Here is a 2,200-nt window from a genome sequence, read left to right as displayed (position 1 = left end):
TCATCGTCGAGGACGTCCCCGCCCCCATCGGCCCGCTGCTGGAGGTGTTGCCCGGCGACGCCGAGCCCACGCTCGCCGCCCCGCGCCGGCCGAGCGCCGGGCTCATGAAGGTCGACACCGTGGTCGCCGCCCAGCCGCTGATGGTTCCGGCGGTGAAGGTGGAGCCGAAGCCGGAGCCCCAGGTGGAGACGGTCAGGCCGCCGAAGCCGCCCAAGGTCGAGAAGGCCAGAACTGTACACGCCAAGGCCGAGGCGAAGCCCAAGGCCGCCGCGCCCAAGGTCGCCGAAGCCAGGGCCGCGAAGGCCGACGCGAAGGCCAAGGCGGTCAGGCTGGCCAAGATCGAAAAGGCCAGGGCGGAGAAGCTGAAGGCCGAGAAGGCCGAGAAGGCCAAGGCGGCCAGACTGGCGAAGGCGAAGAAGGCGGAGAAGGCGACGAAGCTCGCCAAGGCCGAGGCCGCGAAGAAGAAGGAGCTGGCCAAGGCCAGGGCCAAGCCGAAGCCCCAGCTCGCGAAGGCCAGGCCGACGAAGGCGCCCGCCGTGGAAAAGGCCTCCACCCGCGCCAAGCCCGCGGCCAAGGCGCCGCCGCCCCGCAAGCCCGTCGTCCGTGGCGAGGGGCCCATGCGCGTCGCCCGCAACGACGCCTGCGCCTCCGCCGATCCGGGCGAGGCCGCGGTCTGCGCCGACCGGTCCCTGACCGCCCGCGACCGCCAGATGCAGCGCGCCTACCGCGACGCCGAGGCCGCCGGCGTCCCCGCCTCGGCCCTGCGCCGCCAGCAGGCCCGCTGGCTCCAGGCCCGCGCCGCCGCCGCCCGCGAGGCCCCCTGGGCCGTGGAGGACGTCTACGTCGCCCGCATCTCCGAACTCAACGACCTCACGAGAGACGCCCGCGAGAACTGAGGGGGCCTCTGTGTCTCCGCGCGACGCGAGAGGGTATGAGTGGGCGGCGAGATTGGCAGGAGACCTTCGCCGACCATCCTGCACGGAGGCGGACCATCGGAAGGTCTGCAACGGGCGGGGGAGGGCCCTCCGGTTTCGATCCTCGAACTGGCGCTCCGTGATTCAGGGCTGACCTTCGGAACGTCAGCTCTGGATCTAGCTCAGAAGGTATCTGAGGCGGTCGGTAGCTCGGAATCCGAAAGCCAGCGCCCTAGCCGCGAGGGGTGAACCAAGGCGACCAGCCTCGCTCAAAAGTTAGGACTTATGCGCCCTCCGCAGCCGAGCGAATGCAGCGAAGTCCTTGAAGGTGTCCGCTATCGCCTCGTGGAGTGGGTGCGGGTCGCGAATGCGCGACTCCAGGGTGGCGCGGGCGGCTGCTAGCGCTTCGCGCGCTTGGACGACCTCGGACTTGGCCTCAGACAGCTCGGGCAACTCGGCCAGTTCAGCGATGTCGGCGATCAGCTCGGCGACGGTCCCGGACCCCACCGTCTCTGGATAGGCATAGTAGGTCGCCGACTTGCCGCGAGTGAGTGAAGTCTCGATCCCGAGCCCGATCTCGGGGCCGATCTCTGCCGAGCGAAGGTCGGACGGGTCCATCACGACGAGGCCAATGTTGAACGGTCGATAGCGGAGGCCCGACTGGGCGGAGGTCGGGGACCGGACGCGCGCATCCATCAAGCTCCGCAGCTTGGGAACCGCGTGCTCCTCCATCATGTGGGCAAAGCGGCTCCCCGCGATCACGGCCTTCCTCTCCACGCCCTTTAACGTCTCGAAGAGCTTCGCGGGCAGGAGGTTGGCGCGTCCGTCCAGCTCCATCTCGCGAACTGGCGGACAGTACTCGTCGCGGATAACCTTGAAGCTCCCCCAGGTTAGCGGCTGGCCTTTTGCCAGCTGCGTCTCCAGCGCCGAGAAGTGCTCGAACAAGGTCTGATAGTTCTGCCGCAGCAGCGGTCTATCCGAGACGTTCTTCTGGCTGCGCGCGCCGACCGCGAACGCCAGTGTTCCAGTGACCATGCCAACGATGCCGCTGACCACAGCGGACACCGTGATTGTTTCGACCTGAGCCATGCAGCGCCCCCCTGGGTTGAATGCACGATGCCGCGCAATTCGGCTAGAGGGGGGAAGGGGGGTGGAGGGGGGACATCGCGTGTTCTCGCTTCATCATGTCGTCTGACAAATTCGCGGCAAAAACGTCTGGGGGTGCTCGTGGATGAGGATCGGCGTGCAATAGGCACCCCCTTCGTGGGGTGATCGGCGTGCAAAAA

General features: G+C 68.1%; 1 protein-coding gene and 1 pseudogene. One reads left to right on the top strand and one right to left on the bottom strand.

Features of this window, described 5'->3' with window-relative positions:
• A pseudogene (locus AX721_RS28000) lies at positions 1 to 896 on the top strand (hypothetical protein); the annotation flags it as partial.
• 294 nt (positions 897 to 1,190) lie between these two features.
• Here AX721_RS28000 and AX721_RS15855 read toward each other — a convergent pair.
• The gene (locus tag AX721_RS15855) at positions 1,191 to 2,003 is read right to left on the bottom strand and encodes a hypothetical protein (RefSeq protein ID WP_068876977.1); all 813 of its coding nucleotides are present in this window, start codon (positions 2,001 to 2,003) and stop codon (positions 1,191 to 1,193) included.
• Between the last annotated feature and the right edge of the window lie 197 nt (positions 2,004 to 2,200).

The organism is Phenylobacterium sp. CCH9-H3, assembly GCF_001557235.1.
Lineage (GTDB): Bacteria > Pseudomonadota > Alphaproteobacteria > Caulobacterales > Caulobacteraceae > Phenylobacterium.
Note: the sequence above shows the minus strand (reverse complement) of the source record. Positions and strands in the feature narration are given on the sequence as shown.

What these genes read in the sequence shown, in the direction of transcription:
- AX721_RS15855 (WP_068876977.1), bottom strand. Translation starts at nt 2,003, where the DNA reads ATGGCTCAGGTCGAAACAATCACGGTGTCCGCTGTGGTCAGCGGCATC.